The organism is Rhodococcus sp. P4_B6 (genome assembly GCF_056402215.1).
Genome location: NZ_JBFUHV010000433.1, coordinates 1 through 1,464, shown reverse-complemented (window position 1 = coordinate 1,464; position 1,464 = coordinate 1). Strand labels below are relative to the sequence as shown.

Here is a 1,464-nt window from a genome sequence, read left to right as displayed (position 1 = left end):
CAGGTCCTCTCCGGTCGGCCACTCGTACGAGCACATTACGTTCCGGTGCTGACATCTCATGTCGGGTCCGGGAGCTAGGCGGATCCGCTGGTGGCTATACAGCACGGAAGAGTCAGCTAGTGCTGCATCAGGCATGTCGATGCCGCCGACGTTCTGGATAGTGAACGTCGCACTGGGTATCACGGGTAAGAGTGCACAGCAGGGGGAGGCGTCGCATCGTCGCGGCGGTGTGTGCGGAACCGCTCTGCTGTCGGTGCCCGCGATCGCCCAGTCCGACCCCGTTGGCTGTGCGTCGACGTTCAACCTGTTCATCCCCGGTACGTGGGAGACGAACGAGAACGCCGACCCGAACCAGTCGGTGGGTATGCTGGCCCCGGTTGCGGAGGCTATCGCGGCGAAGAACGGTGCCCGCGCCCGGACGTACACGCTAGTGCACGGGCCCCACAACGGTGCCGAACGATATCGACGGCGCGGCCGCCGGGTTCGCAATGCTGGCAATGATGTCGCCAGCGAATCCGCCGCGAACATTGGGACCTTGGTATAGCCAGGTGGCAGCGAGATCGGTGCTGTTCGACGTCCTACGTGCGCGCGTGCTCGGCGCGCGCACGTAGGACGGGCCGGCCCATGCTGACGGCGCAGTCGAGGTGGAGTTCAGGGGTTCGGATCCTCCAGCCAGCAGATACCACAGCTAGATCTTCAGACTGTATCCCCCGTTTGCTGACTGTGTTCGGTCGTCACTCCAGCTGGGGGAGACGTGCAATGCCGTCGTACAGGTGCCGGACGAGCGTTTCTCGTTGATCTGCAATCGGGTATCGGTTCTTTCGTTCCCTCCTCGAAAACGTTTCTCTTGCAGAGAGCCCGAACCAGTGGTCGATCTGTGTGGACGCGATGGGCGCTTCCGGCCCGTCGACCAGCATGACTAGGAATGGCGGGAGACTCAGCAACCCCCTGCAGTCTGTGTTGGCGCTTTTGCAACTCCTAGCCAGATTCGCGGTAACGGCGCTTAGTGGCCCTGGAATGTAAGCGATTCCGGCGTTGGCGAGCGCGACGTGTAGCGTAAATGGCGCAATCGTTGTCGGGGCATCCGAGAAATACGCGTCGGTCAGTCCCGGGTGGCTGTCGATCAGGTCCCGAGTAGGCTGAACCGCCAAAACCATCCCAAGGAGTTGCCGAGCGATCCGGCCTGGGTGCAGATTGTTGAACTTGCCTTTTATGCCTCGACCATGCTCCATGGGGAGGTAGAGCGCACCCGTGTCGGGCTTGTAGGTTGCCCAGATCTCATCCGGAGCCATGCCGTGAAGGTGATGGAGGGCGGCACCGGCTTCTCCCACGTGCCCAATCACGTCTGTCCGCCATGACGTATATGACTGTGGCAATCCTCGATTGCTCGCCCCGTTATTACATGGCAGGCAGAGCGACGGAACACTATGTCCCTGAGTGAATTTTCGAAGCACAACCTGAGCT

The 1,464-nt window shown here is 61.3% G+C and carries 1 protein-coding gene and 1 pseudogene; one reads left to right on the top strand and one right to left on the bottom strand.

Going from position 1 to position 1,464, the window contains the following annotated elements:
* Window positions 1-229 precede the first annotated feature (229 nt).
* Window positions 230-430: pseudogene (locus tag AC1DWT_RS51315) on the top strand (cutinase family protein); the annotation flags it as partial.
* 304 nt (window positions 431-734) lie between these two features.
* Here AC1DWT_RS51315 and AC1DWT_RS51310 read toward each other — a convergent pair.
* Window positions 735-1,292, bottom strand: coding sequence for a hypothetical protein (locus AC1DWT_RS51310; RefSeq protein ID WP_477926280.1), 558 nt, complete (start codon window positions 1,290-1,292; stop codon window positions 735-737).
* Between the last annotated feature and the right edge of the window lie 172 nt (window positions 1,293-1,464).